18 protein-coding genes and 1 pseudogene are annotated in these 26,927 nt (G+C 75.0%); 9 read left to right on the top strand and 10 right to left on the bottom strand.

The annotated features are described in order from the left end of the window. Positions 1-273: 273 nt before the first annotated feature. Together ACFV9J_RS27960 and ACFV9J_RS27955 are read right to left on the bottom strand one after the other, a co-directional pair. Positions 274-2,235, bottom strand: coding sequence for a DNA/RNA non-specific endonuclease (locus tag ACFV9J_RS27960; protein ID WP_385358444.1), 1,962 nt, complete (start codon positions 2,233-2,235; stop codon positions 274-276). An 80-nt stretch (positions 2,236-2,315) separates the two neighbouring features. Continuing rightward, positions 2,316-5,666, bottom strand: coding sequence for an ALF repeat-containing protein (locus ACFV9J_RS27955; protein WP_385358442.1), 3,351 nt, complete (start codon positions 5,664-5,666; stop codon positions 2,316-2,318). Positions 5,667-6,167: 501 nt separating this feature from the next. Between ACFV9J_RS27955 and ACFV9J_RS27950 the strand changes: the two genes are divergently transcribed. Together ACFV9J_RS27950 and ACFV9J_RS27945 are read left to right on the top strand one after the other, a co-directional pair. Next, complete coding sequence (locus tag ACFV9J_RS27950; protein WP_385358440.1) at positions 6,168-6,686, top strand: hypothetical protein; 519 nt, start codon at positions 6,168-6,170, stop codon at positions 6,684-6,686. Positions 6,687-6,739: 53 nt separating this feature from the next. Then, positions 6,740-7,342, top strand: a pseudogene (locus ACFV9J_RS27945) (S1 family peptidase); the annotation flags it as partial. Positions 7,343-7,493: 151 nt separating this feature from the next. Here ACFV9J_RS27945 and lbuL read toward each other — a convergent pair. Both lbuL and ibuL read right to left on the bottom strand, forming a co-directional pair. After that, the gene (lbuL, locus tag ACFV9J_RS27940; protein ID WP_385358438.1) at positions 7,494-9,107 is read right to left on the bottom strand and encodes a linear/branched/unsaturated fatty acid:CoA ligase LbuL; all 1,614 of its coding nucleotides are present in this window, start codon (positions 9,105-9,107) and stop codon (positions 7,494-7,496) included. Then, the gene (gene ibuL / locus ACFV9J_RS27935; protein WP_385358435.1) at positions 9,104-10,780 is read right to left on the bottom strand and encodes an isobutyrate:CoA ligase IbuL; all 1,677 of its coding nucleotides are present in this window, start codon (positions 10,778-10,780) and stop codon (positions 9,104-9,106) included. Before ibuL ends, lbuL begins: the two co-directional genes overlap by 4 nt. Positions 10,781-10,904: 124 nt before the next feature. Between ibuL and ACFV9J_RS27930 the strand changes: the two genes are divergently transcribed. Both ACFV9J_RS27930 and ACFV9J_RS27925 read left to right on the top strand, forming a co-directional pair. After that, positions 10,905-11,744, top strand: coding sequence for a LuxR C-terminal-related transcriptional regulator (locus ACFV9J_RS27930; RefSeq protein ID WP_385358433.1), 840 nt, complete (start codon positions 10,905-10,907; stop codon positions 11,742-11,744). Between the two features lie 157 nt (positions 11,745-11,901). Next, positions 11,902-14,733 (top strand): ATP-binding protein, encoded by a 2,832-nt coding sequence (locus ACFV9J_RS27925; protein ID WP_385358430.1) that lies wholly within the window; start codon positions 11,902-11,904, stop codon positions 14,731-14,733. A 322-nt stretch (positions 14,734-15,055) separates the two neighbouring features. Here ACFV9J_RS27925 and ACFV9J_RS27920 read toward each other — a convergent pair whose 3' ends face one another. The 5 genes from ACFV9J_RS27920 to ACFV9J_RS27900 all read right to left on the bottom strand — a co-directional run bounded on the left by ACFV9J_RS27920 (position 15,056) and on the right by ACFV9J_RS27900 (position 19,146). After that, entirely contained in the window at positions 15,056-16,162 is a 1,107-nt protein-coding gene (locus tag ACFV9J_RS27920; RefSeq protein WP_385358427.1) for a winged helix DNA-binding domain-containing protein, read from the bottom strand. Positions 16,163-16,477: 315 nt separating this feature from the next. Further along, complete coding sequence (locus ACFV9J_RS27915; RefSeq protein WP_385358425.1) at positions 16,478-17,059, bottom strand: hypothetical protein; 582 nt, start codon at positions 17,057-17,059, stop codon at positions 16,478-16,480. After that, entirely contained in the window at positions 17,056-18,066 is a 1,011-nt protein-coding gene (locus tag ACFV9J_RS27910) for a DUF6286 domain-containing protein (protein ID WP_385358423.1), read from the bottom strand. The genes ACFV9J_RS27915 and ACFV9J_RS27910 overlap by 4 nt, the downstream gene beginning before the upstream one ends. A gap of 347 nt (positions 18,067-18,413) precedes the next feature. After that, entirely contained in the window at positions 18,414-18,599 is a 186-nt protein-coding gene (locus ACFV9J_RS27905; protein WP_385358421.1) for a hypothetical protein, read from the bottom strand. Between the two features lie 40 nt (positions 18,600-18,639). Continuing rightward, entirely contained in the window at positions 18,640-19,146 is a 507-nt protein-coding gene (locus tag ACFV9J_RS27900) for an Asp23/Gls24 family envelope stress response protein (protein WP_385358419.1), read from the bottom strand. Positions 19,147-19,312: 166 nt separating this feature from the next. Between ACFV9J_RS27900 and ACFV9J_RS27895 the strand changes: the two genes are divergently transcribed. Genes ACFV9J_RS27895 through ACFV9J_RS27885 form a run of 3 tightly spaced genes read left to right on the top strand, consistent with a single transcriptional unit; the run spans position 19,313 to position 20,861 of the window. Further along, positions 19,313-19,855, top strand: coding sequence for an RNA polymerase sigma factor (locus ACFV9J_RS27895; protein ID WP_385358416.1), 543 nt, complete (start codon positions 19,313-19,315; stop codon positions 19,853-19,855). Next, a complete protein-coding gene (locus ACFV9J_RS27890) occupies positions 19,846-20,526 on the top strand; it encodes an Asp23/Gls24 family envelope stress response protein (protein ID WP_385358413.1) in 681 nt (226 codons plus the stop codon). The genes ACFV9J_RS27895 and ACFV9J_RS27890 overlap by 10 nt, the downstream gene beginning before the upstream one ends. Further along, a complete protein-coding gene (locus ACFV9J_RS27885) occupies positions 20,523-20,861 on the top strand; it encodes an Asp23/Gls24 family envelope stress response protein (RefSeq protein WP_385358411.1) in 339 nt (112 codons plus the stop codon). The genes ACFV9J_RS27890 and ACFV9J_RS27885 overlap by 4 nt, the downstream gene beginning before the upstream one ends. 13 nt (positions 20,862-20,874) lie before the next feature. Here ACFV9J_RS27885 and ACFV9J_RS27880 read toward each other — a convergent pair whose 3' ends face one another. Beyond that, entirely contained in the window at positions 20,875-24,702 is a 3,828-nt protein-coding gene (locus tag ACFV9J_RS27880) for a WD40 repeat domain-containing protein (protein ID WP_385358409.1), read from the bottom strand. Between the two features lie 349 nt (positions 24,703-25,051). Here ACFV9J_RS27880 and ACFV9J_RS27875 point away from each other — a divergent pair, with 349 nt between their 5' ends. Continuing rightward, entirely contained in the window at positions 25,052-25,438 is a 387-nt protein-coding gene (locus tag ACFV9J_RS27875) for a hypothetical protein (protein WP_385358407.1), read from the top strand. Then, positions 25,435-26,895, top strand: a complete 1,461-nt coding sequence (locus ACFV9J_RS27870; RefSeq protein ID WP_385358405.1) for a hypothetical protein — start codon at positions 25,435-25,437, stop codon at positions 26,893-26,895. Before ACFV9J_RS27875 ends, ACFV9J_RS27870 begins: the two co-directional genes overlap by 4 nt. Positions 26,896-26,927 lie beyond the last annotated feature (32 nt).

The raw sequence follows: 26,927 nt of genomic DNA, 5'->3' as shown, positions 1-26,927 counted from the left end.
CGCCTCTCCCCCGCTCGCGCCGCCACCGGGGGCCCCGTCCCGGCGCGCTGACCGTACGCCGGCCGCCGGCCCGGGGGGGGGGGGGGGCCCACGGGCGCGCCCCGCCGACGGAACTGTCGTGCACGGTGGGCGACCCGGGGCGCGGGTGCAGCCTGGTCGCCGTGCGCGCCAGCGAGGCCAGCCGAGGGAAGACCGCGGTGATGTCGAAAGGCCGCGGTGGGGTGGTAAGACTCATGCCGGCTCCCGTTGGCGCGTACTCTGTGGTTCTTCGGATCAGTTACCGAGGTTGAGCGTCCCGGTGTTCTTCAGCGTGTTGGTGACGTACACATTGGGGAACAGTTCCTCGGTCGCCCCGTTCGCCCGCTCGATGTTAGCGCTCATCGTCACGCCCACGGGAATGGTGCTCTTCGCGTTCTTGTAGATCGGCGTCACCTGGTAGAAGACCGCGTCGCTCGGTCCGAGTCCGGATCCCGAGTCCTTGATCATTTTCTGGGCGATGGTCTCGTAGGTCCGCATGCTGGGCGTGCTGGTGTTCATTCCCGAGTGCCAGCAGGGGACGAGGTTGCTCCGAGTCTCCTCGGTCGTGCCCATTCCGCCGAGAATCTTCGCGATGAGGTGGCACCGGTCCAGCTGGTTGGTGACTCCACTCGCCTTCTTGAACTCCTCCGCGTCCTTCCATCCGGTGATCGGGTCGCTGGTTCCGCTTCCCTCGGGGGTCTGCCTGCTCAGGCAGGCTTGCGCCCGTGCCGGCCGCTGTCCGGGCCCGCTCGTCGGGACGCTCTGGTTGACGAGAGGCACCGCCTCGGTGGTGTTCCAGAACCAGCCGCCGGCGTTGCTGATCGAGCCGGTCGGCCTGGGGTTGTTCAGGCACCTCGCGCTCGGTCCCGTGTCCGGCTTCGTGATCTTCAGCTCGAACTGGTCGGCGTCGATCACTCGCTGGCCCGCGAAGCCGTCGGCGAGCTGGGTGGCGGCGAACTGCCTGTCGGCGGAGGTGACGTGCGCCTGCACGCAGGGCGACGCGGGGTCCAGTTCGTGGGCGTCGTTCAGGACGAAGGCGTCCCATCCCCCGTTGCTGCGGTTGGGGATGACCTCGACGCACCGGTCACCGGCCACGCCGCCCTCCTTCGCCTCTCCGAAGGGGAAGTCACCGCAGGAGTCACCGGCGACGAGTTCCGGCTGGGCGGTGAAGCCCCCGCAGGTGGCGGCGGTGCGGCTGGAGACGCCGCTCGTTGACCGGGTCAGAGGGTTGCCCTTCTTCCCCCAGCCGCCGTTGAGACGGCTCTGGGCCCAGCCGTAGGCAGTCACGGCGCCGCCCGCGTCCGCGCTCGTCGCCTTCATCGGCACGACAGCCATGACGGAGGGGACGGCACAGCCCGCCACCGAGGTGCCGCCGACCGCGTCGTCGCACCTGATCTGTCTCGGGTTCTTCCACGACGCGTTCGGGTCGGTCGGCGCCGCGCCCGGGGACGTCACGTACATCACGTAGGACGTGTAGAAGGAGGACGAGGAGCCCGTCGTCTGGGACGACGAGTAGCCGACGTCGCCGGCGAGGGGGGCGCCGACGGTGATGTCGCCGTTCCACCACGGGGCGATGTCGGTGGCCGTGCAGCCGGCGTCGCAGGACGCGCGGAACTTGACGTTCAGGGCGGTGACATCGCCGGAGGCGCTGGTCATCCTGACGGTGACCTGCTCGCTCCAGGTCGTGGCGGTCGGTGACAGGTCGGCGCCGGTCGAGACCTCCAGGGTGCCGCGACCGATCTCCACACCCCTGCTGTCGCGGAGGATGTAGGTGACGTTGATGCCGGTCACGCAGTACGAGAAGCGCTCGTAGCTGTAGTTTCCAGGGTTGGTGAGGTCGCAGCTGCCGACGGGAGCGTCCGCGGTGGCCGAGGAGAGGGAGGCGGCGGGGCCGCTGCGGGACTTCGCCTTCGCGGGGGCGGGAACGACCGTCACACAGGACTCGGCGGCGCCCGCACGGCGCTCCTTGGAGCCACGCGCGGTGGGGGTGCACTGCTCACCGGAACCGGCCACGAACGCGCTGGTCTCGACGGCATCGGTGGTCTGCGCGCCGGAGGCTGCGGAGTCGCTGGCGGACGCAGTGTGGGTCGGCGCGGGCGGCTCGGCCGCCTGGCTCGTCGTGGCCGAGGCGAGACCGAGGGTCAGGGCGGTGACGACGCCCAGGACGGTCGAGCGGGCGCGTCTCCTTGTGGCGCGCCCGCCACGTATTCCATGCACGGGGCAGGACCTTTCCGTGAGAGGAGGAGGGGCGGGGGCGCCGCGTGTTCGCGGCGCCCCCGGAGAACGGACTGGCGAGATCAGGCCACCAGGCGGTAGAGCTCGCTGAGACCCTTCGTGGTGCTGGCGACCAGGTCCTCGCCGGTTTCGGTGATCTTGCTGACGACGGGCTTGACGATGCTGCCGCCGAGCGCCTTGTCGGCCGCGCCGACCCACTTGTAGGCGCCGAAGGAGACCAGGCTCAGGCCGGTGCCGGCGGCGGACTCCCAGAAGGCGCCGCTGGTGAAGCCGTGCTCGATGCCCGTGAAGAGGCTGCTGAGGGCACCGGCGCCCGCGGAGACGCCGGCGAAGAAGCCGGCCGCGCCGAGGGCCGGCGGGAAGACGATGGCGGCGAGGGCGCAGCCGGCCGACAGGAACGCGGCGCCGGTACTGATCATGCCCGTGGCGTCCGCGTAGAACTGGGCGTCGTTCCACCACTCGTCGGCGTCGCCGTCCGCGGTGCCGTTCGGGTTGACCTGGTTGTTCTTGTCGTTGTCGGCCGGGTTCTGCCCGTTTTGGCGCTCCTCGTGGGCCTGGAGCGCGGCCGCCTTGGCCTTCGCGATCTCCTCGGCCCGCTTCTTGTCGAGGGCGATCTGCTTGGCCTCGGCGTACGCGCGGGCGGCAGCGGCCGCGTCGGCGGAGGCGGCGAGTTCGGCGGCGCGGGCCGCGGCCGCCGAGCGCTGAGCCGAGGCCGACGAGGCGAGGGCCGAGCGCGCCGAGTCGACGGCCTTGTTGGCCGAGTAGTTGGCGGAGCGGGCGGCGCCGCGGGCGACGGCGGCGGCGTTCTTCGCCGTGGCGGCGGAGGCACGGGCGTCGGCGGCCGACTTGTCGGCGGCGTTGGCGTTGTCGCGGGCCTGCTGGGCGTAGTCGTCGGCCTTGGCGGCGGAGTCGAGCGCCTTCTGCGCCCACTCCTGTGCCTCGGTGGCGGCGTTGCGGGCGTCGGCGGCGGCCTTCGAGGCGAGGGCCGCGTCCTCCTGTGCCTTCTCCGCGATCTTCGCGGCGGCGGCGATGGCCCCGCGGATCGCGGCGACGTGGGTGGCGGTGTCGAAGTCCAGCTGGGCCGTGCGGTACTGGACCACGGTGATGAAGTTGCGCAGCATCCACTGCGGCCCTTCGAGCGCGACCTCCGCGTAGGACCTGGTGTAGGCGCCGCCGGTTTTGATCAGCTGGTTGGCCAGGACCTGGTCGTCCTCCTTGACGGCCCGCGGGTAGGTCTCGTCGAAGAAGTGGTTGAGGGATTCGGTGGTGTTCTCGTCGAGCGCGTCGTTGCCGGCGTCCTTGACGGCCCTGCCCGGGTCGTCGTTCAGGATCTTGCTGATGGCGACGCGCAGGTCCTCGTCCGAGGCGCGCTTCATGCCGCCGGTGAGGAAGTCGCCGACGGCCTTGGAGTCGGAGCTCTCCAGCGCTGCGGCGGCGGCCGCGGCCACCTTCGGACCGCCGATCGTCGCCACGTGCAGGGCGGTCTCGCGGTCGTCCTGCGTCGCGGCGAGGGATCGGTCGAGGTCGATCCAGGAGTAGACGTCGTCGTCGGAGCCGGCGAGCGCGTGCTGTGCCGCCTGCCGGGTGTAGGCCCCGCGGGCGTCCATCAGAGCGACCGCGGCCTGTCGGCCCACGGTCGCGGCGACCGCCATGTCGCCGGAGTACAGGGCCTCTTCCGCCTTGGTGATGAGGTCCTTGGTCGCCTGGTCGGTACGCTCCGCCATCAGCCGCTTCTCGCGGACGTCGGAGAGCTCGGCCTGCTCGATGGCGGCGAGCTGCCGGACCTCCTCGATGGCCTGCTGCTTGTCCTGCTCGATGGTCTGCGCCTCGGCGGCGCGGGCGTTCTTCTCCACCTCGATGGCATCACTGACGGCCTGGGTGGCGACGTTGGCGGCCTTCACGGCCTCCGCGGCGTGAGCGGTCGACTTGTTGGCGTAGTCGACGGCCTGGCCCGCGTACTTCACGGCCTCCTCGGCGGCGTCGGCGGCCTTGTCGGCGTGGTTGGCGGCGGAGTTGGCGGCGTCGCGTGCGGTGCGGGCCGCCTTGGCGGCGGCGGTCGCCAGTGCCTGGGCGGCGGAGGCGGCGTTCGTGGCGCGGTTGGCGGCGCTGGTGGCGATGGCGGCCTGACGCTTGGCCTCGTTGGCCTCCGCCTGGGCGGCACCGGCGGACGCGGCGGCCTGGGCGGAGGCGCTCGCGGCAGCGGCCGAGTTGCGGGCGGCGGAGGCGGCGGCCAGGCCGGCGGCCGAGGAGGCATCGCCGGCGAGGGCGGCCTTCTCGGCAGCGGCGGCGGCGCTGCGGGCCTTGTCGGCGGCGTTGCGGGCGGCGACCGCGGCGTTCTTGGCGCTCTCCGCCTTGCCGGCGTCCTTGGACGCGGCGATCGCGGCGTTGTAGGCGCGGGCGGCGGCGTTGCCCGCCTTCGCGGCGGCCTGGGCGGCGCCGGCGGCCGCCCAGGAGGCGCGACGGGAGGCCGTCACGGCGGCGTTGGAAGCGTTGACGGCGTTTCGGGCGGCGTCGGCCGCGCCCTTCGCCGCGCCGGCCGCCTTGCGGGCCGCGGCCGCCGACTTCTGCACGTCGCTCTGCGCGGCGGCGGCTTCGGCGGCGGCCTTCTGGGCGGCCTCCTTGGCCTTGGTGGCGGCGGTCTCGGCGCGGGCCCCGGCCTCGATGGCCAGGTTCGTCTGACGCTCGGCACGCCTGCCCTCGCGCTGGACGACAGCCACCAGTTCCTCGATGGTCGCCGACTCCTGGTCGCGGGCGCGCGCGATGTGCTGGCCGGTCTCGATGAACCACTCGACGTCCGTCGCGGAGCCGTTGAGCGCGCGGTCCGCGTACTTCTGCACCTCCGGGCCGCCGTTCATCAGCATGGCGCTGACCTGGACCTGCGTGTCCTCCAGCCGCGCGTCGTACTGTCCGTCGCTGAGGAAGGTGACGAGGGACGACTCGGTGCCGGCGTCCAGCGCGGAGTTGGCCTCACGCACCACGGCCCTGTCGCCGCTGGACGCGACGATGCTGGTGGCGACCCGGAAGTCCTCCAGCATGGCGGGGGCGAAGCCCGACGAGAGGAAGCCGGCTATCGCCTCGTCGCCGTTGTCCAGAGCGGCGACGGCCTCGCGGCGCAGGCCCTTGCCCGCGCGGTCCAGGCTGCTGACGATCGCGACCCGGTTGTCCTGCACGGTCTGCTGCGGCAGCGTCTCGGCGAGGAAGGACTGGATCTCGTTGTCGGTCCCGTAGAGGGCCCTGGTGGCGGCGGCCTTGACGCCCCTGCCGCCGGACAGCCACGCGCGGACGGCCTTGGCACGATCGGTGTCCGGCAGCGGCACCGGGTCGGCGCCTGCCGTCTCGGCAGCAGCCGCGGTGGCCGGCCGCAGGACCGAGGGGGTTGCGGCGACAGCGGTCGCTGCCGCGAGTGCGCCCAAGACGCGACGTCTGCTCCAGAATGCCGTCTGCATAGGGGACTTGCCCTTCTACGAGAGATGCGGTGACGTCACGAACAGTAGCAACGCAGTAATCATTCAGTGCGAGTTGTGGTTGTCAGAAGACCAACAGTGCATGTTTCGCGAAGATTTGATGGCTCGTCACACTTGTCCCTAAATTCGCGACGTCAGCCAAACTGCCTCGCCTCGGCGTGACGCAGGTCACGTAGCATTTGCTTTCAATGTCCTGATGAGGGCGGTTTCGGGGTGCTGGACGTGGGTGCGTCACCATGCTGGGATGCCAGGGCTGACGACGATCATCGGCGTTCGGCCAGTGCGTCGCGAAGGCGTGCCAGTGACACGCAAGAGGGGGCCATTCCGTATGTGCCGGCTTCCCCTGTTCGCGATCGGTTTCACGACCGGTGGTTTTCAAATCCGGGCGGCGGCTTCGAGATTAGGGATACGATGAAGGAATCCAGCACTAACGTCGGAAAGTCGCGGAGAATGCGGCTCGCGGTACGGGTACTCGGCACCGCCGCCGTCGGCGGCGCGCTGGCCTGGACCGCGGTCGTCGGCGGCGTGCCGGGCGGAGGCGCAGGCGCCGATGAGACGGCCGACGCCCCCGCGCTGGTCGCGGAAGGGGCCCCCGGCTACGCCGTGGAGGACTTCAACTACCCGGGGGCCGACAAGATCCTGGCCGAGCAGAACATCGTTCTGAAGCGGGGCGACGGCCACATCACGCTCGCCGACTGCGCGTCGGGGACCGGGCAGTTGGAGCTCCTGGCCCGTGACAGGGGCAGCAAGATCTGCTTCAACACCGTCGGCAACGAGGGCTGGCTGACCCTGGAGATCCCCGCCGTCTTCTCGATCAAGGGAAATGACTACTCCACCACGGTCGACATGACCGTCGGCACCGAGGAGAAGTCCTACGAGATCGATAAGAACACCTGGACGCCGGTGGGCGAAAGCGCGGACCCTGAGGGCCGCGACCACATGCTTGTGGAGATCCGGGTCACCAAGTAACCAGGGCCCCGGAATCCGCACGCGGCCGGCTCGCGGGGCCGGCCGCGCAGGCGATTTCCGGCGAGCCCGCGGCCGCGACCGACCACGCCTTCACCGCCCGGCTGCACATCGGGGAGGGCGACCCCCTCCGCGGCTGTTCCGGCGCTCTGGTGCACCAGCAGTGGCTGCTGACCGCCGCGAGCTGTTTCGCCGCCGCCCTGGGTGGCGAGGTCAAGTCCGGTAAGCCCGCGCTGAAGTCGACGGCGACGCTGGGCGGCAAGACCCTCGGCATACTCGAGGTCGTTCCGCGCGACGACCGGCACGCGTCCGGCTCGCCGAACTCGTCACCACCCGTCGAGCCCGTGCGACTGGCCGCGGACGCCCCCGTGGCGGCCGAGACCCTGCTCGGTGCCGGGTTCGGGCGGACCCGGACGGAGTGGGTCCCGAACCAGTTGCACACCGGTGAGTTCCGGGTGGACTCCGTCACCGACACCACCGTGGAGCTGACCGGTCAGGACGGGGTGTTCGTGTGCAAGGGCGACACCGGCGGCCCGGCCCTGCACGGCACGGGAGACGAGGCCGAGCTGGCCGTCGTGCATAGCCGGCCCTGGCAGGGCGGGTGCTTCGGCGAGACGGAGACCCGGACCGGCGCGGTGGACGCCAGGGTCGACGGCCTGGCGGACTGGGTGAAGGACGTCCGCAACCGCGACCGGACCCACTCGGCCGACGTCGACGGCGACGGCAAGGCAGACCTCGTCGTCCTCCGCTCGAACGGCGACATCGAGGTGCGCTTCAACCACGGCACCTACTGGGCGAGCCGGTTCCCCGTCAGGCGCGCGCTCCGTACCGCTCCCGCAACTCCACCTTGCGCACCTTCCCCGAGACGGTCATCGGGAAGGAGTCGAGGAGCTGGAGGCGGCTGGGCACCTTGTAGTGGGCGAGCTGCCCGGCGCAGTAGGCGCGCAGTTCCTCCAGGGTGAGCGGGTCGGCGGCGTCGCGCACGACGACGCAGGCCAGGACCTCCTCGCCGTAGCGTTCGTGCGGGACGCCGACGACCTGGACGTCCGCGATCTTCGGGTGGGCGTACAGGAACTCCTCGACCTCGCGCGGGTAGACGTTCTCGCCGCCCCGGATGATCATGTCCTTGATGCGGCCGACGATCTCCACGTATCCGTCCTCGCGCATCACCGCGAGGTCCCCGGTGTGCATCCAGCGGCCCGGGTCGATGGCCTCGGCGGTCTTCCCGGGCTCCTCCCAGTAGCCGAGCATCACGCTGTAGCCGCGGGTGCGCAGTTCGCCCGCCTCGCCGCGCGGCAGGGTCACGCCGGTGACCGGGTCGACGACCTTGACCTCGATGTGCGGCAGGACGCGGCCGACGGTGCCGGTGCGGTGTTCGAGGTCGTCGTCCATGCGGGTCTGCAGGGAGACCGGGGAGGTCTCGGTCATGCCGTAGCAGATGGAGACCTGCTCCATGTGCATCTCGGCGACCACCCGCTTCATCACCTCCACCGGGCAGGGCGAGCCCGCCATGATGCCGGTGCGCAGCGAGGTGAGGTCCCAGGAGGCGAAGTCGGGCAGGTTCAGCTCGGCGATGAACATGGTGGGGACGCCGTACAGGGACGTGCATCGCTCCCGCTGCACCGCCTCCAGCGTGGCCGCCGGCTCGAAGGACGGGGCGGGGATGACGATGCAGGCGCCGTGCGAGGTGGCGCCGAGGTTGCCCATGACCATGCCGAAGCAGTGGTAGAAGGGCACCGGCAGGCACACCCGGTCCTGCTCGGTGTAGCCGACCGTGCGGCCCACCCAGTAGCCGTTGTTGAGGATGTTGTGGTGGGAGAGGGTGGCGCCCTTGGGGAAGCCGGTGGTGCCGGAGGTGTACTGGATGTTGACCGGGTCGTCGCAGCTCAGTTCGGCGGCGAGGGCGTCGACCCGCTCCTGCTCCACCGCGGCGGCGCCCGCGGTGAGCGCGTCCCACGACGGGTCGCCGATGTAGACGGTCTCGCGCAGCGCGGGGCAGCGGCCGCGGACCTGCTCCACGATCGCCCGGTAGTCGCTGCTCTTGTGGGCGAGCGAGGCGACCAGCAGGGTGATGCCGGACTGCCTGAGGACGTACTCCAACTCGTGTGCCCGGTAGGCCGGGTTGACGTTCACCATGATGACGCCGATGCGGGCGGTGGCGTACTGGACGAGGACCCACTCGGGGCAGTTGACCGCCCAGATGCCGACCCGGTCGCCCCTCGTGACGCCCTTCGCGAGCAGTCCCCGGGCCAGCTCGTCGACGGCGGCGCCGAACTCGGCGTAGGTCCAGCGTCGTCCGGAGGGGACATCGACGAGGGCCTCGCGGTCCGGGTGGGCGGCGATCGCGCGGCCGAGGTCGGCGCCGACGGTGTCGCCGAGCAGCGGGGTGGTGCTGGTGCCGTGGGCGTAGGAGAGCTCGGTCACCGGAAGTCCTCCTCGCGGTACTCGTTCGCGGAACCGGCCGCCGTGGCCTCGCGCAGTTCGATGCGGCGGATCTTGCCGGAGACGGTCTTGGGCAGCTCGCCGAACTCCAGGCGGCGCACCCGCTTGTAGGGGGCGAGGGTGTCGCGGGAGTGCTCGAAGAGCACCTTCGCGGTGTCCGGTCCGGGCTCCCAGCCCGCCGCGAGCACGATGTACGCCTTCGGCACCGCGAGGCGCAGTTCGTCCGGGGCGGGCACGACCGCGGCCTCGGCCACCGCCTCGTGCTCCAGCAGCGCGCTCTCCAGCTCGAAGGGGCTGATCTTGTAGTCGGAGGCCTTGAACACGTCGTCGGCCCGGCCCACGTAGGTCAGGTAGCCGTCCGCGTCGCGCGCGCCGATGTCGCCGGTGCGGTAGTAGCCGCCGGCCATCGCCTCGGCGGTGCGGTCCGGGTCGCCGTGGTAGCCGGTCATCAGGCCGACGGGACGTGCGGACAGGTCCAGGGCGATCTCGCCCTCGGCGGCGCCGGGCGCGCCGGTGACCGGGTCGAGCAGTTCGACGCGGTAGCCGGGGCTGGGGCGGCCCATCGAGCCGGTCTTCAGTACCTGGCCGGGGCTGTTGGAGACCTGGACGGCGGTCTCGGTCTGGCCGAAGCCGTCCCGGATGGTCCTCCCCCACAGGCGGCGGACCTGCTCGATCACCTCGGGGTTGAGCGGCTCACCGGCGGCGACGACCTCGCGCGGCGGGGTGGCGAGCCGGGTGAGGTCGGCCTGGATGAGCATGCGCCACACGGTGGGCGGGGCGCAGAAGGTGGTCACCCGGGCCCGGTCCATCTCGGCCATCAGGCGGGACGCGTCGAACCGCGTGTAGTTGTACAGGAAGACGGTCGCCTCGGCGTTCCACGGCGCGAACAGGTTCGACCAGGCGTGCTTGGCCCAGCCGGGCGAGGAGATGTTGAGGTGGACGTCCCCGGGCTTCAGGCCGATCCAGTACATGGTCGCCAGGTGCCCTACGGGGTAGGACACGTGGGTGTGCTCGACCAGTTTGGGGCGGGCGGTGGTGCCGGAGGTGAAGTACAGCATGATCGGGTCGTCGGCGGCGGTCGGGCCGTCCGGGGTGAAGGTGTCCGGGGCGCCGTACACGTCCTCGTAGGACCGCCAGCCGGCGGCCGGCGTTTCGCCGCCCACGGCGACGCGCGTGTAGTCGCCCGGCACGTCGTCGAACTTGCCGGTGTCCTCGGCGCGCGCGATGACGTGCGCGACCCGGCCGCGGTCGACGCGGTCGCGCAGGTCGGCGGGGCCGAGCAGGGTGGTGGCCGGGATGACGACCGCGCGCAGCTTCATCGCGGCCAGCGCGGTCTCCCACAGCTCGGCCTGGTTGCCGAGCATCACGAGGATGCGGTCCTCCGGGCCGACGCCCCACTCGCGCAGGCGGTTCGCGACCCGGTTGGAGCGGGCGGACATCTCGGCGAAGGAGACCCGGACCTCGCGGCCGTCCTCCTCGACGATGTGCAGGGCGGTGCGCCCGTTGCCCTCGGCGATGACGTCGAACCAGTCCAGCGCCCAGTTGAAGTTCCCGGGGCGGGGCCACCGGAACCCCTCGTAGGCGGCGGTGTAGTCGTCGCGGTGTTCCAGCAGGAAGTCCCGTGCGGTGCGGAACAGCTCCGTGGCCGTCGTCATCTGTCCTCCTCGGTGCCGGACCTTGCCGGGCGGCTCTGTGCCATCGTGTAATCCGTGATGTGGGTCTCACTACCCCCGAACGGGGGTGTGCGTCCCGCGACGATCACGAGGGAGGGCGGAACGGGTGGCGGTGGACGCGGTGGACGCGGCTCAGATCCGCAGCGCGCTGGTGCGGCTGCGGCGCACGACCGGGCTGCCCGTCGCCTTCGGCGGTCTCGTCGAGTCCGGACGGCGCCAGGTGCGCATCAGCGAGCTGAGCGGCACGGCCACGACGGCCCTCAGCGCGCTGGCGGTGACGGCCGGCAGCGGGCTCGGTGGCCGGGCGGTGGCGTTGTCGCGGCCGTGCGCGGTGACGGACTACTCCGTCGCCCGGCAGATCAGCCACGAGTACGACCTGCCCGTCGCCGCCGAGGGCCTGCGCTCGGTCCTCGCGGTGCCGGTGGTGGTACGGCGCCGGGTGCGCGGCGTCCTGTACGGCGCCCTGCGCACGGCCCAGCCGCTGGGCGACCGCACGCTGAGCGCGGCGGTGGCGGCGGCGCGGGACGCGGAGCAGGCGCTGGTGCTGCGGGACGAGGCGGACGACCTGCTGGCGGCGGCCGCGCCGGGTACGCCCGCGCCGGGTGCGGCGGGCGGCGCGGGCTGGGAGCAGGTGCGGGAGGCGCACGCGGCGCTGCGTGCGCTGGCCCCGAGGATCACGGACCCGGCGCTGCGGGACGAGCTTTTGCGCGCCTGCGGTCTGCTGGTGGCGGGGAGCGGCCCCGTGCCGGGGCCCCGGCTGGCGCCGCGCGAGGTGGACGTGCTGGCCTGCGTGGCCGCGGGCGCGACGAACGGCGCGGCGGCCGAGCGGCTCGGGGTGGGTCCGGAGACCGTCAAGAGCTATCTGCGCTCGGCGATGCGCAAACTGGGCGCCCGCACCCGTACGGAGGCCGTCGCGTCGGCCCGCCGAACGGGGTGGCTGCCGTAGGAGGCGGGCCGGGACACGGCGGGCGCGGGCTTTTCCGGCCGTGTTCGGTTTCGTCGTGGCCCGTTTGTTGTTCGGGTCACCTCGCCGGCCCTCCGTAACGCGCTGCGCCGTTGCCTAATATTGGCCCGGACACGCCACACGGAGGGGAGCGGTCACCGTGCCACGGGACTTCGCGGAGGCTGCCGGAGGCCGCTCCGACCTGGTCATCGGGCGGGAGGGGCCGTTCGGCGCGGCGCGTGAGCAGCTCGCCCGGGGCGGCAGTGTGCTGCTGCACGGCCCCGCCGGAATCGGAAAGTCGACGGTCCTGCGCACCCTGGCCGCGGAATACGCCCGCACGGCGCACACCGTACTGCGCTGCTCGGCCACCGAGTCCGAATCCCATCTCCCCTTCCTCGCCCTCGCCGACCTCCTGGGGCAGGTCCTCGGCGAGGTCTCCGGGGCGCTGCCCGCCGCCCAGCGCACCGCACTGGAGTCGGCGCTCACCGGCCGCGGCGAGTCCACCCTCCAGCGCGACGGTCTGGCGCTGCGCCTGGCCGTGCTGTCCGCGCTGCGCGCCCTCGCCGCCGAGGGGCCCGTCCTCGTCGTCGCCGACGACCTCCAGTGGCTCGATCCGGCCAGCGCGGAACTCCTCGGCTTCGCCGCCCGCCGCCTGGGCGAGACCCCGGTACGGCTGCTGTGCGCGGTACGGACCGAGGGGACCGAGACGGACGACGCCGAGTACGACCGCCATCTGCGGGCCTCCCCGCCGGACACCCGCGCGGTCCGCCTCGGGCCGCTGACCCGCGCCCAGGTCTCGGCGCTGCTCGACGAACGCGGCTACGCGGGCCTGCACCGTTCCACCGTCCGGGACATCCACCGCACCAGCGGCGGCAACCCGCTGTTCGCCCTGGAACTGGGCCGGGCCCTGGCCGAGAGCCCCGCCGCACCGCGTCCGGGCGAGCCGCTGCCGGTGCCGACCTCGCTGCGCGCCCTGGTCCTGTCCCGCCTGGAGATGCTGTCGGGCGAGGCCCGCCGCACCCTCCTGGTGGCCAGCGCCGGCGCCCGCCCCACCCCGGCGCTGCTGCGCGCGGCCGGCCGGGAGAACGCCGAGGCGGAGACCGCGCGGGCGGCGGCGCTCGGGCTGCTGGCGCCCGACCCGGAGGGCCCGACCGTACGGTTCGCGCACCCGCTGATCTCGGCCGCGCTGTACGCCGAGGCTCCGGCGCCGGAGCGGCGGGCGGCACACGCCGCGCTGTCCACGGCCGCCTCCGACCCGATCGAGCGCGCCCGGCACCTGGCGCTGGCCACCACCGGCACCGACCCCGAGGTGGCGGCCCGGCTGGCGGAGGCCGCCGCGCTGGCCCGGGACCGCGGGGCGCCGTCGGTGGCCGCCTCGCTGGGGCTGCTCGCCGCCCGCCACACCCCGGCGGACGGCACGCCGGGCCCGGACGAGCGCCGGCTGGCGGCCGCGGAGGACGCGATCACCGCGGGTGAGCAGGACCTCGCCCGGGACGTCGCCCGCGAGGTGCTGACCCGGGCCACCGATCCCGGCGAGCGGGTGCGGGCCTGGATGGCGGTGATCGAGGCGGCCGGGCAGGCCATCGGCGAGGTCGACGCCGTCTTCCCGCAGGCCCTGGCCGACGCGGGCGACGATCCCCGGCTGCTCGCCCTGGTCCACTACCAGCTGGCCTGGCGTTCCCTGGTGGTGCAGGGCGACTTCGCCCAGGGCCGGGAGGAGGCCGCGCACGCGGCCCGGCTGGCGGCGCGGGCCGGGGACCGGCGCACCGAGTTGCTCGCGCTCGCCTTCCAGGCGCAGTCCGAGACGCTGATGGGTCATCCGGACGCCCCGGCGACCATCCAGCGGGCGCTCCAGGAGCCGCAGGACCCGCGGGTGGCGTGCCATCACAACGGGGCCGGCTCCTCCCGGTTCCGGTGGCTGGTGATGAGCGACCGGCTGGCCGAGGCGCGGACCACCGTCACCGCGCTGCTGCGCGAGGTGCGCCGCCGCGGCATGGCCGAGAGCGAGGTCCACTACCTGCGTTTCCTCGCGGAGACCGAGCTGCACTCCGGCCACTGCGGCCGGGCCCTCGAACTGTCCCGGGAGAGCCTCACCCTGGCGCGCGACGCGGGCATCGGGGAGGGCGCGGGCGCGATGCAGGCCGCGCTCGCCGAGGCCGCGGGCGGCGACCCCGACCGTGCCCTGGAGCTGGCCCGGGAGGCGGTACGGCGGTCGGAGGGCGACGGCGACGCCGTGTACCTGTCGCGGGCGCTGGCCGCGCTCGGTCACGCGCACCTGGTGGCGGGCGACGCGGCGGCGGCCGTACGGGTGCTGCGCCGGGTGCGGGAGCTGGAGGCGGGGGCGGGCATCACCGACCCGGCGCGCGGCCGGTGGCAGGGCGATCTCGCGGAGGCGCTGGTGCGCACCGGGGAGCCGGCCGAGGCCATGGACGTCATCGAGGTCGCCCGGGCGCACGCGCTGCGGCTCGGGCGCCAGAGCGTGCTCGCCGTCCTCGACCGGTCCGAGGCGCTGGTGCGGGCGGCGCGGGGCGAACACCGGGCGGCCGTCGCCCGGCTGACGTCGGCGCGGGAGCGGCTGGCCGGGCTGGGCTTCGGTCTGGAGGAGGCCCGGGCGGTCTTCGCGCTGGCCGAGTTGCACGCCGAACGGCCGGGGCGGGCCCCGGAGTCGGCGTCGTACGACGAGGCGGCGCGGCTGTTCCGGCGGTGCCGGGCGCTGCCCTGGCTGCGGCGGGTGGAGGCCGCCGTCGCGGTGCGGGCGTCCGGACCGGCCCCGGTGCCGGCCGCCGAGCCGGACGGTCTGGCGGGGCTGGCCCCGATGGAGCGTCAGGTGGCCGCGCTCGTGATGGAGGGCGCGACCAACCGGGAGATCGCCGCCCGGCTGTTCGTCAGCGTCAAGACCGTGGAGGCGACCCTCACCCGCGTCTACCGCAAGCTGGGGATCCGGTCCCGGGTCGACATCGTCCGCCTGGCGGCGGGTCGGCGCCCCGACTGAGAACGGCCGGGTTTACCGGCGGTAAACCGAGGGTTTTCCCTGCCCGACGCCCTTAGGGGGTTCCCTCATTGGGTGGTCCGGACCGCCGGTTCTAGCGTGAGCCTGTGCCGCTCGCCCGGGCCGGCGGGGGTCTGTCCCGAGACCCCCGTCAAACCCCCCACGCCCGTGCGACCCCCCACCGGCTACGCATCGAGGAGACTCATGTCCGGGCTCACCCGCTCCAGACCGACCGCCACCGTTTGACACCCTGAGCATCCCTCAGGTGCAAGACCGGGGGGCGTTGCGGGCCTCCACGAGCGGCCCGCAGCGCCCCCTCTCCATGTCAGTCCCGTACGGCCCCGAAGCGGACGTCGTACGCGGTGCCGGTGTGCAGCGTCGCGAGCATCCGCTCGCCCTCGGCCGCGATCTCCTCCCGCCGCGTCTTCGGGAGCCGGTCGAAGACCTCGACGACCAGGGCGTCGTCCGCCAGCTTCCACAGTCCGGCCACGAAACCGTCGACGAGCAGGACGCGGTAGGCCTGGTTCTTCTTCCAGGTGCGGCCCTTGTACGCGGGCGGGACGACGCGGGCGCGGTCGGCGTGGGAGAGGAGCAGGTTGTCGAACTCGGGCAGGAAGCGTGGCGGGGCCGGGGTGTCCGGGTCGGGGCGCGGCGCGTCGGGGAGGTCGAAGAGTTCGGTGCCGCCGGGGTCCCGGAAGGTGACGAGACGGGGGCGCAGCCGCTCGAAGGCGTCCCGGAGCCGGGTGAGGCCGGCCCAGGTCTGCATGTCCCGCACCGACGCGGGCCCGAACGCGGCCAGGTAGCGCAGCACGGTGTCGTCCGGGGCGGGCTCCGGACGCGCGGGGCGGCCCAGCCAGTGCTCGGCGGTGGTGAGCGTGACCTGACCGCTGCGGCCCCACAGGCCGCGCGGCGTCACCTGGACGAGCGGGAGCCGGCAGCGGGCGGCGACGGACAGCGCCTGCGGGTCGGCGTCGGGCCACTCGGCGAGGAGTGCCTCGCGCAACTGCGCCAGGGTGCGCGGCTCGGCCTCCACCAGTTCCCGCGAGAGGCGGGCGAGCCGGTCCAGGTCGACGCCGGTCAGGCCCTTGCGGAAGGTCCTCAGCTCGCGCTCCCGGGCCTGCTGCACCAGTGGCCGCAGGGTGAGGCAGTCGTCGGCGGTGTGGGTGTGGATGGTCGAGCGCAGGGTGACGAGCCGGGCGACACGGCGGTCGGCCATCGGCCCGGACAGATCCTCGGGCGTGAAGCCGTCGAGACGGGCGGCGAGCGCGTAGTACGGGGGCTTCACGTTCTGCGCCTGGAGCCCGACGAGGTGCGCGACGGCGGCCTCGGCGGACATCGCCGCGCGGCGCAGCAGCAACTGGCGGGCCAGGGTGGCGCGGTTGAGGGCCCGGATGCCGAGGACGGGGACGGTCGTTCCTGCCTTGGTCGTCATGCCGTGCACGCTAGCGGGGAACGAGGACGGATCCTGTCCTCGTTCCCCGGCGGGTACGAGGCCCGCAGCCACACCGGCGAACCGGACGACCCCCGGAGCCGGGCGCGGCGCGGCTCGGGGTGCGCGGTCATCGGGCACGCCGAGCCAGCGGGTACGAAGCCCGCAGCCACACCGGGGAACCGGACGCCCCCCCCAGAGCCGGACCGGGCGCAGCTCCGGGTGCGCCTTCAGCGGGCACCCCGAGCCAGCGGGCACGAAGCCCTCAGCCGCACCGGCGAACCGGGCGGCCCCGGAGCGGGGCCCGGCGCGGCGCCTTCAGCGGGCGCGTCGCTCGCGTGTGGGCCGTACGCCGATGCGGACGCGGGTGCTCAGCGGGTGCGGCGCGAGGGAGGCGCGGGCCTCGTCGAGCGGACCGCGGGCGAGCCGCTCCAGGACCGGTCCGGGCGCGGCGCCGGGTTCCAGCAGCACCCGTACCCGGGCCCGGGAGCGCTTCTTCCCGGCGGGCAGGTGCACCTGGGCGCGGTCGACGCCCTCGGTCGCCTCCGCGCGCCGGGCGACGGCGTCGGCCAGCGCGCGGGAACGCAGGGTGAGGGGCCCTCCGGCCAGCGGCAGCCGGCGTCCGCCGCCGCGGAACTGGGCGAGGAACCAGGCGAGGCACAGCAGCAGCGCGCAGGCCGTGCCCGCGACGACGGCCGGCGTCCACCAGCCGTGTCCGCGCAGGCCCGCGAGGCCGCTCCGGTCCAGCAGCACCGTCCCCGCCTCCGGGGTGGGCAGGTGTCCGGGCAGTCGCCCGGCGACCGCGTCCGAGGTGAGCACCGGCCAACCGCCGCCGACCAGCAGCGCCGCCCCGGTCAGCGCGAGCAGCGTGCGGTTGACCGCGTTGCGCAACGGGTTCACGAGTCGCTCCCCTGTGCTCCGGGTCCCGGCACGGTCTCTCCGGCCCCGGGGGCCCGCGCCGACGGCGGGCGGTCGGCGGGTGGCGGCCGGTGCGCCGACGTGGGCGGGGACTTGGGCGCGGACACGGGCGGCCCGGCCGTGGGCTCCGTACCGGGTGGGCGCCAGTGCGGGGCCGGGCGGAGGGTGACGCGTGCCCCGAGGCGGCGGGACAGTCCCAGGGTGCTGAGGGTGGCCGCGGTCGTGGTGCGCAGCGCGGCCCGGGTCGCCGGGCGGTCGCCGAAGGACAGGCGGGCCCGCACGCGCACCCGGCGCCGGCGGCAGCGCACCCGTACACGGGTCACGCCGGGGACGGCCGACGCGGCGTCCCGCACCAGTTCCGCCGCCGCGGCGCGCTCCAGTACGGCCCGTTGACCGGGCTGCCCCGGCACCGGTGACATGGGGAGCACGCCGCGCAGGCCCGGGGTGAGGGCGAGGCACAGCAGCCAGGCGCCCAGGACGGCGGCGACGGCGCCGCCCGCGACGACGCCGGTGTCCCCGGGGCCGTGCGTCGCCAGCCAGTCGACCGCCCCGGTGCGCGGGCCCGCGGGACGCCGGTCGGCGAGGTGCACCGACAGGACGTCGTACAGGAGGGCCGCGCACGCCGCCGCCCCCACCAGGGCCACCAGCGCGGCGGGGACCCGGCGTGCCGACCAGGGGCGCCGGGCCCGGCCGCGCGGCGGACTGCCCGGGTGGGCCGGGGACGGCCGCGGGGCCGCCCGGTCCGCGGACAGGGACTGGACGCGGACGGTCGCCGCCCGCACCGTGAGGCCGCTCAGCTCGGCCACCCGGTCCGCCGTCCGGCTCCGCACCCGCTCCCCGGCCTCCCCGAGCACCGCCGGGTACGGGAGCCGCACGTCGACCGAGACCTCGGCGCCGCGGCCGCGCACCGTCGCGGTGCCGTGGGTCACCCGGGCGCGGCGTCCGCCGAGGTCGGTCTCGGCGGCGGCCCGTTCCGCGATGCGGCGCACGGCCCGGTCGGCGACGACGGTCCGGCCGCGCTCGGCCGCTGCCGTGCGGGCAGATGCCGTGCGGCCGGATGCCGTGCGGCCGGATGCCGTGCGGGCGCGTGCGCCGACGGCAGGTGCGCCCGCGGCACGTGCACCGGCGGCAGGCGTGCCCGCGGCAGGCGTGCCCGCGGCAGGTGCACCGGCGGCAGGAGCGCCCGCGGCAGGTGCACCGGCGGCAGGAGCGCCCGCGGCAGGTGCGCCCGCAGCAGGCGTGCCCGCAGCAGGCGTGCCCGCAGCAGGTGCGCCCGCAGCAGGCGTGCCCGCAGCAGGCGTGCCCGCAGCAGGCGTGCCCGCGGCAGGTGTGTCCGTCACCGGGTCCTCCGGTCGCCGGGGGCCAGGAACTCGCGCCAGTCCGTGCCGTTGTCCACCAGTCGCCCCAGCACCGCGCCGACCGCGCCCAGCGCGGCCACCAGCAGGAACGCGCCGAAGCCGCCGAACCACCCGGCGAAGGCCAGCGCCATCCCCACCAGCATGCCGGTCACCGCTCTGCTCATCACTCGCCTCCGCCTCGAAACCTGCTCGGGATCCCGTCCGTCACTCCACGCGCGCCTCCGCCGGGCGCTCCGGGTCCTCGTCGTCCGGCAGGTGCACGTCGTTGACCGTGATGTTGACCTCGACGACCTCCAGGCCGGAGATCCGCTCGACCGCGTCGATGACGTTCTCCCGTACGTCCCGGGCGAGGTCGGCGATCGGCACGCCGTACTCGACGACGAGGTCCAGGTCGATCGCGGTCTGCCGCTCGCCGACCTCGACCTTGACGCCGCGCCCGACGTTCGGCCGGCCGCCGGGTACCCGGTCGCGGACCGCGCCGATGGTGCGGGACAGGCCGCCGCCCATGTCGTACACGCCGGGGATCTCGCGCGCCGCCATGCCCGCGATCTTGACGACCACGACGTCGGCGATGGAGGTGCGGCCCCGGGTCGCGGCCGGTTCGGTGGCGCCGGTGGAGCCGCCGCTCACCGTCGTCGCGCCGCCCTGCGCGGGCCGCCCGTTCTTCTCGGACTTGCTCTCGGTCGTGCCCGTCTGCGCTGCCGTCGTCATGGTGTCCTCCGCCAACCGTGGTCGTTCGGTGCTTGTGAGGGTTGGACCCGCGGGACGGTCCGGCGTTACGCGGTTCCCGGATTCTTTTTTCCTCCGGGTTCTCGCGTAACGCCGGGGGCAGTCGGTGTGTCCAAGGACGGGAACGGTGGAGTGGGAAGGAGCGCGTGTGCCCGGGGACGACGGACTGCTCGCGGTGCGGGCCGCCGAGGGCGACGAGGACGCCTTCGAGGCGCTCGTGCGGCGGCACGCGCCCGGGCTGCTGCGGCTCGCGGCGAGCATGCTGGGCAGCCCGGCGGAGGCGGAGGACGCGGTGCAGGACGCCTTCGTCAGCGCGTGGCGCAGGCTCCCCGAGTTCCGGGGGCAGTCCGCGTTTGCCACCTGGATGCACCGCATCGTCGTCAACCGGTGCCTGAACATGCTGCGTTCCCGGCGCCCGGTGGCCGATCTCGACAGCGTGCCCGAACCGGCGGCGCCGGACCACTCCGTCTCCCCCGCCCGGGCCGCCGAGTCGCACGCCGCCGCCGTGGCGCTGGGCCGGTCGCTGTCCGAGCTCTCCCCGGAGCAGCGGGTCTGCTGGGTGCTCAGAGAGCTGGAGGGCCAGTCGTACGAGACGATCGCGGAGACGGTCGGGATCAGCCCCGAGGCTGCCCGCGGCCGGGTGTTCCGCGCACGACGCTGCCTGACGGAGGCGATGACCGCATGGCGATGAACAGCGGCGCGGAGCTGCCCGGGCCCGGCTCAGGGCCCGGATCCGGCGGCGCCGACGAGCACGCCGAGGACGAACGGCTGGCCTGCGGACGGCTGCTGTCCGAGGTGTGGGAGGCCGGGGAGGGCGGCGCGGACGATCCGCACCTGCGGGCCTGTGCGCACTGCTCGGCGGCCGTGCGGCAGCTGGACCTGCTCGGCGCGGCGGTGCGCGGGGCGGCCGACGGCGGCGGCCGGGAGCCGGAGTGGGACGCGGGGGCGCTGACCGAACGGGTCATGGACGTCGTACGGCTGGAGCTGCGGCCCGGCCGGCCGCTGCCGCTGGGGGAGCGGGAGGAGGACCTGTGGGTGCGGGAGGCGATGGCCGCCAAGGCGTTGCGGGCCGCCGCCGAGACCGTGCCCGGGGTGCGGGCCGGCTCGTGCCGGATCCGGCCGGCCGAGTCGGGCGGCTCGCCCTCGCGGGGCCCCGTCCGGGTGCGGCTGGAGGTGGTCGTACCGCTCACGCCGCGGCTGCGCGACCTCGCGGCGGAGGTGCGGCGGCGGGTGCGCGGGGCGGCGGACGACGCCCTGGGGCTGCCGGTGGACCACGTGGACGTGCACATCACCGACGTGACGGAACCGGCCGGGACGGACCCGGAGCACCCGGCCGGCACGGAAGAAGGGAACCAGCCGTGACCGCTGCCGCCACCGGCCGTGACGCACTCGCCGAAACCGTCGCGCGGGTCGCCGCCGACGTGCCGGGCGTCGCCTTCCTGCGACCGGGTCTCGTGGACCTGTTCCGCTCCTCCGCGCGCACCGCGCCGCCGGCCGCCACGGGGCGTACGCCCGCGGGTGTACGGGTGAGCCGGGCCTCGGGTTCGGGGCCGTGGGAGGTGGACGTGCAGATCGTCGTCCACCGCGACCGTCACGCCCTGACCGTCGCCCGCGCGGTGCGCGACGCGGTGACCGCCGCGCTGTCCGGGTCGGCGCCGGGGGCCCAGGTGACGGTGACGGTGACCAACGCGGTGTGAGCGACCGGCCGGGTCAGCAGGTGGGCCGGTAGGGCAGCCGGGGCAGGAGTTCGGCCCAGCGGTCGGGGGTGAGGTCGCCGCCGGTGCGGTCGCAGACCTGGCGCAGCGCCCGGTCCGTGTCCAGCGTCCAGATCCTGGCCGTCAGGTCGTTGCCCACCGAGGCCAGCGTGGAGCCGCCGGGCGCGAAGGCGACCGACGTGACGGTGTCCAGGTGACCGGTGAGCGCGTCGCCGTAGGCCTCGGCGTGGGCGGGGTCGGCCACGTTCCACAGGCGGACCGCGTGGTCCTCGCCGCCGCTGGCGAGGGTGCGGCCGTCCGGGGCGAAGGAGACCGAGGTGACGCCGCCGCGGTGGCCGGTCAGCTCGCCGCCCAGGGGGCGGGCCCGGCCGGGGTCGGTGACGTCCCAGAGCCGTACGGTGCGGTCCCGGCCGCCGGTGGCGAGGACGTGCCCCTTCGGGGCGAAGGCGACCGCGTTGACCCAGTCGCCGTGGGCGGTCAGGGGTTCGCCGACGGGCCGGGGCCGCTCGCGGTCGCGCACGTCCCACAGCCGGGCCGTCTTGTCCTGGCTGCCGGTGGCGAGGGTGTGCCCGTCCGGGGCGAAGGCCACGGAGCCGACCCAGTCGGTGTGGCCGGTCAGGGGGGTGCCGACGGGGCGCACGTCGTCGGGGCCGCGCACGTCCCACAGGCGGACCCGCTCGTCGACGCCGCCGGTGGCGAGGGTGCGGCCGTCCGGGGCGAAGGCGACGGTGAGGACACCGCCGGGGTGGGCGTCCGGGACGGTGGCCGCGGGGACCGGCCGGGCCGGGTCGGAGACGTCCCACAGCCGCAGCGTGCCGTCCTCGGCGCCGGACGCGACGGTCCGGCCGCCCGGCGCGAAGGCCGCGGTCAGGACGGGCGCCTCGTGGCCGGTGAGGGGGCGCGGCAGCGGGCGCGGTGCCCCCGGTCGGCCGACGTCCCAGAGCCGGATGAGGGCGTCGTCCGTGCTGGCGGCGGCGAGCAGCCTGCCCGTGGGGTCGTAGGCCACGGCGGTGAGCGGGTTGGTGAAGTCGGTCAGGACGCTGTCCGGCAGGTGCCACACACGGACGCTGTGGTCGGCGCCGGTGGTGGCGAGGGTGCGGCCGTCCGGGCCGTAGGCCAGGTCCCACAGGCCCTCGGTGTGCCCCGTCAGCGGTTCGCCGATCCGGTGCGGGTGGGCGGGGTCGGCCACGTTCCACAGGATGACGGTGTCGTCCTGCGCGGCGCTGGCCAGCGTGTGTCCGTCCGGGCTGAACTCCACCGACCACACGGCGGCGGTGTGCGCGGCCAGCGGTTCGCCCAGCGGGCGCAGGCCGTCGGCGGCCGGCCCGCCGGGAGCCGTTCCGCCCCCATCGGGCACCTTCCACAGGCGCACCGTGTCGTCGTAGCCGGCGGTGGCGAGGGTGTCGCCGTCCGGGGAGAAGGCCAGCGACCAGACCGCCGCGTCGTGCGCGTGCCGGGGCTCGCCGAGCGGGACCGGTCCGTCGGCGCCGTCCGGTCGCCACAGCCGTACGGTCCCGGTGTGCCCGGCGGTGGCCAGGGTGCGGCCGTCCGGGGCGAAGGCGACGTCCCGGACGCTGCGCGCGTCGGCGCGGGCCGGTGCGCCGATCGGGGCGGGCCGGGCGGGGTCGGTGAGGTCCCACAGACGCAGGGTGCCGTCGTCGCCGACGGTGGCGAGGGTGCGGCCGTCGGGGGCGAAGGCGACGGAGGTGACGGACTCGCCCGCGTGGCTGACGAGGGGGGCGCCCAGGGGCCGGGGCCGGGCGCGGTCCCTGGTGTCCCACAGCCGGATGCCGCCGTTGTGCCCGGCCGCCACCAGCACGGTGCCGTCCGGCGCGTACGCCACGGCGCCGACCGGGGAGCCGGTGATCCGCAGCGGCTCGCCGAGCTGCCGGCCGGATCCGGCCGTGTCCCACAGCCGTACGGTGCCGTCGTGGCCGCCGCTGGCGAGGGTGCGGCCGTCCGGGGCGAAGGCCACGGCGCTGCCGATGTCGTCGTGTCCGGGCAGCCGGGTGGACAGCGCCCGGCCCGTGTCCGTGGTGAGCGCGGTGCGCAGTTCGGGGGTGGTGCGCATGCCGAGGGCGGCGACGTCCAGCCGGGCGGAGACGGCGGCGTTGGTCTCGCGCAGCCGGTCCGCCTCCGCGGTGATCCGGCCGAAGACGGCGTCGTCCCGCTCCGCCTGGGCGGTGGCCCGCGCCCTGAGCGCGACGACGGCGGTGCCCGAGGCGATCAGCACCAGCAGGGCGAGGACGGCCGACAGGCCCCGCCCGATCCACACCGCGCGCCGCCGCCGCCGGATCGACGCGGCCAGGAACTCGCGCTCCGCCGGCGTCAGTTCCCCCGGCACCGGTTCCGCGTCCCGCTGGTCCCGGGCGAAGGCCTCGCGGGCGGCGGCCAGCCGTGAGCCGGCGTAGAGCGCGGCGTTCTCCCGGCCGAGGGTCAGCCAGGTGCGGGCGGCCTCGGAGAGGGCGCGGTGGACGCGGAGCCGGTCGCGTTCGGCGTCGATCCAGCCGCGCAGCCGCGGCCACGCGGTGATGAGGGCCTCGTGGGCGAGTTCGACGGTGCCGTCGTCGAGGGTGAGCAGCCGGGCGGCGACCAGCCGGTCCAGCACGGTGCGGGTGCCGCCGGGGTCGCCGAGGTCGAGTTCCGCGTGCTCGGCGGGGCGCCGGGTGTCGGGGGTGCCGTCGCCCGGGGCGACCAGCCGCAGCAGGATCCGGCGGGCCAGGTCGGCCTGGGGCGCGGTGAGTTCGCCGTACACCTCCTCGGCGGTGCGGACCACGGCGCCGCGCAGTCCCCCGGCCGTCTCGTAGCCGGTCGCGGTCAGGGTGCGGCCGGTGCGGTGCCGCCAGGTCTCCAGCAGCGCGTGCGACATCAGCGGCAGTCCGCCCGGGGCGTCCTCGACCTCGTCCAGCAGCCGGGTGGTCAGGGCGCGTTCGACGACCAGGGAGGCCGCGGCGGCGGGGCGGACGACGGCCTCCCGCAGCTCCTCCCGGCTCATCGGGCCGGCCAGCAGGGTCGCGTCCTGCAACGCGGCGGTGAGGCCGGGGTGTTCGGCGCAGCGGCCGAGGAAGTCGGCGCGTACGGCGACCACCACGCGCAGCCGGCTGCCGGGGTCGGTGGCGGTCAGGAGCCGGTCGACGAAGGCGTTCCGCTCGGCCGGGTCGGCGCAGAGGGTGTACAGCTCCTCGAACTGGTCGACGATCAGCCAGGTGTCGGCGTCCGTGTCCGGCACCGGGCCGAGCCGCTCCGCGTGGGTGGTCGCCGGTGTCGCGCCGGGGGTGAGGATGCGGACGGCCGCGGGGGCGGCGGGTGCGTCGGCGCCGGTTCTGGGGGCGCGCAGGCGGGGGATCAGGCCGGCCCGCAGCAGGGAGGACTTGCCGCTGCCCGAGGGGCCGAAGACGGCGGTGAAGCGGTGCTCGCGGGACAGTCCGGCCAGCCGGTCCACCAGTCGGTCGCGGCCGAAGAACAGGGCGGCGTCGTCCGGTTCGTAGCGGGTCAGGCCGCGGTAGGGCGGGCGGGTCTCGTCGTCGGCGCCGGCGAGTGCGGCGGCCTCCGCGCTCGCCGCCCGCCAGCGCCGCTCCCACTCCCCCGGGTCGCCGCCGCAGACGTCGACGTAGGCGAGGGTGACCGCGAGGGTGGGCAGTTGCCGTCCGGCGGCCGCCTGGGACAGGGCGGTCACCGAGAACGGGACCTTGTCGGCCATCGTCCGGTACGTCGGCCGCCCCACCGCGTCGCGCAGGGCGCGCAGTTCGGCGGCGAACCGCTGTACCGGTCCGGCCGCGGGGTCCAGCCGTCGCTCCCGGCGTCCCACTCCGTTTCCGCCCACGTGTGCCCCGCCCCGCCGTCGCTCTCGGTCCCCGTCCGGGCGCCCACGGTAGGGAGGTGCGGCAGCGGGCGGCAAGCGCCGGGCTGCCCGTCGGGGGGTGGCGCACGGGGAGTTCACGGTGTCTTCACGCCGGGTCCGCACGGTTCCGGTTCGCTCCGCGAGGCCTGCCGCATTGTTCAGTGCCGGGTGCGGGCTGCTGAACAACGGTGTTCCGCGGTGGAATCGGTGGCCGGGGGAGTGCGGGGCGGCACGACCGCGGGGTCCGTCACGGCCGCGCCGCCCCGCGCCGGTTCCCCCGTCCGTCGAAGGCACCCGCACGCCCGGACAAGGCACATGAAGGAGTGATCCGATGACCGCCGAGACGGCGACCCGCCGGCCGTGGACCGTGACGCTGGCGGTGGTACTGGTGATGCTGGGCACGCTGGTCGCGGCGACCACGGCGGCCGGGCCGCAGGACGCGGCGACCCTGGTGCTCCTGCTGGTGGCGGTCTGCTTCTGGTTCGCGGTCCGGGCGGGCCGCGGCCGGCGGGGCGCCCGGACCGCGGTGAGCGGTCTGACCGCGGCGGTCCTGGTCGTCGCCGCGCCGTTCGCCCTGGACGATCCGCTGTACGGCGGCACCACGCTGCTGCTGGCCGCGCTGCTCGCCGTCCCGGGCGTGGTGCTGCTGTACCGGCCGGCCGCGGAGGCGTACGTGCGGGCCCGCAGCGGGGAGAGCGGCGAGGAGTTCGCCGGATGACCGAGCCGCCGCACGCCGGGCCGCCGGACGCCGGGCATCCGGACGGGGACCCCGCCGAGCCCTGGGATCCGCCGCCGGACTACGGGCGGATGGCGCCCCGGGAGCCGCGGGCGCCCGATCCGCTCGCCGTGGCCGTCGCCAACGCCTCGCTGCTCGGGGCGGGTTACCTGCTGCTGAGGCGCCGGGCGCTGTTCTGGGCCGCCGCGGCGGTCACCGCGTCGCTGCTGTGGCTGACGTACCGGACCGCCGAGACGTGGTGCGAACTGCTCGTGGCGCTGTGGTGGGCGACGGCCGTCGGGCACGGCTGGTGGCTGGCGCGTCGCCACCCGGCCGCGGCGGCCCGGCGCGCGCGGCGGCTGCTCGCGCTGGCCCTCGCCGTGCCGGTGCTGGCGGCCGCCGGGTGGGTGCGGTTCGACGCGCAGGGGATCCAGGACGAGGTCGCCGCCGCCCGCGCGGACGGGGACTGCGGGGCCGCCTCGGACGCCCAGGAGGGGGTGGGGTTCCGGCACCGGCTGGTCGCCGCGCCGGTGGCCGCCCGGGGGGACGCGGTGGTCGAGGCGTGCGTGCGGCTGGACACGGCCGCGGGCTATCTCAGCGGCGGGCTGACCGGTGACCTGGACTCGCTGCGGACCGGTTTCCGGCGGCTCGGCGCGGTGCTCGGCGAGCCCGGCAACGAGCGGACCGTCCGGGCCGCGCTGGACCGCTTCCTCGGGCGGCTGCCCACCGACGACGGCTGTCTCACCGTGACCATCGCGGACTGGTTGCGGGAGCACGCGACCGGGCCGAAGGACCTGACCGGCCCCGCCTCCGCCGCCGCGGCCCGGGTCGCGCCCCAGGCCCTCATGGACTGCGCCGGTGACTTCATGTTCACGCAGGACTGGCCGGACGCGCGCGAGCGCTACCAGCGGCTGCTCGACGAGTATCCGGACGACTCCCGCGCGGACGCCGCCCGCAAGGGGGTCGGGAAGGCGGGGCTGGCGATCGAGCTGAACCGGGTCGGCGGGCTGATCGAGGCGGCGGACTCCATGGACTCCGGGTACTGCCGGAAACCGGCGAAGTACTCCCGGGCCCCCGCCTACCGCGAGGGCCGGATCCGGGCGGTGTTCGTCGGCGACACCGAGTACACGGACAAGCTGCCCGAGGAGTGGCGGACCGACACGGCCCACGCCTCCCTGGTGGTGTGCGCCGGCGAGGCGGAGGCGGGGGACGTGGTCGAGACGTGCCGGTACCGGGACCACAACGGTCGCATCGGCAGTGTCAGGTTCAACAAGCTCGCGGTCCGGGTGAAGGGCTACGCGCTGCGCACCGGGAAGCTCGTCGTCGACCGCACGGTGCAGCTGGGCGGCGAGAGCTGCCCCGGCGTCCTCCGGTACTTCGACGCGCTGCCGTCGCGGATGGCCGTCACGCCCTCCAGCGGCGACGTGCGCGACGCCTTCGGGCCGGTGGTCGGGCGCTGACGGGACTCCGGCGGCCGTCGGGGCCGGTCGTC

Source organism: Streptomyces sp. NPDC059906 (genome assembly GCF_042730645.1).
Taxonomy (GTDB): Bacteria; Actinomycetota; Actinomycetes; order Streptomycetales; family Streptomycetaceae; genus Streptomyces; species Streptomyces rubrogriseus.
Note: the sequence above shows the minus strand (reverse complement) of the source record. Positions and strands in the feature narration are given on the sequence as shown.

Coding starts and splice junctions, on each gene's coding strand:
- ACFV9J_RS27920 (WP_385358427.1), bottom strand. CDS start 16,162: ATGACGACCAAGGCAGGAACGACCGTCCCCGTCCTCGGCATCCGGGCC.
- ACFV9J_RS27950 (WP_385358440.1), top strand. CDS start 6,168: ATGCGGCTCGCGGTACGGGTACTCGGCACCGCCGCCGTCGGCGGCGCG.
- ibuL (WP_385358435.1), bottom strand. CDS start 10,780: ATGACGACGGCCACGGAGCTGTTCCGCACCGCACGGGACTTCCTGCTG.
- ACFV9J_RS27905 (WP_385358421.1), bottom strand. CDS start 18,599: ATGAGCAGAGCGGTGACCGGCATGCTGGTGGGGATGGCGCTGGCCTTC.
- ACFV9J_RS27870 (WP_385358405.1), top strand. CDS start 25,435: ATGACCGAGCCGCCGCACGCCGGGCCGCCGGACGCCGGGCATCCGGAC.
- ACFV9J_RS27900 (WP_385358419.1), bottom strand. CDS start 19,146: ATGACGACGGCAGCGCAGACGGGCACGACCGAGAGCAAGTCCGAGAAG.
- ACFV9J_RS27890 (WP_385358413.1), top strand. CDS start 19,846: ATGGCGATGAACAGCGGCGCGGAGCTGCCCGGGCCCGGCTCAGGGCCC.
- ACFV9J_RS27875 (WP_385358407.1), top strand. CDS start 25,052: ATGACCGCCGAGACGGCGACCCGCCGGCCGTGGACCGTGACGCTGGCG.